This is a genomic window from Belnapia sp. AC561, assembly GCF_979252845.1.
This window is the reverse complement of sequence record NZ_CEEDBP010000513.1, coordinates 1-234: the sequence shown is the minus strand read 5'-3', so window position 1 is coordinate 234 and position 234 is coordinate 1. Positions and strand designations below refer to the sequence as shown.

At 71.8% G+C, this 234-nt stretch carries 1 protein-coding gene; it reads right to left on the bottom strand.

Annotated features, from left to right (window positions below; genetic code table 11):
- The coding region (locus AC0IW9_RS32075) for a hypothetical protein (protein ID WP_471652316.1) at positions 1-190 on the bottom strand (190 nt) is incomplete at its 3' end.
- Between the last annotated feature and the right edge of the window lie 44 nt (positions 191-234).

Here is a 234-nt window from a genome sequence, read left to right as displayed (position 1 = left end):
GCTCCCGCCCGTCGTCGACGGCGACGGTGCCGAGCGGCTCGGCGCAACGCTCGACGCCGCTGGCACCGTCGCTGGCGGAGCCGCCGGCGGCCCCGGTCACCGGGCCGCTGGCCTTCCCTTGCTGGATGCAGCCGCCCAGGGACACCAGGGCAAGCGCCGCCACACCGAATTGTACGAGACCAGTCCGCAACTTCGCCTCCGCCGATACCTGCTGGCCTCTGCCAGACATTCTAA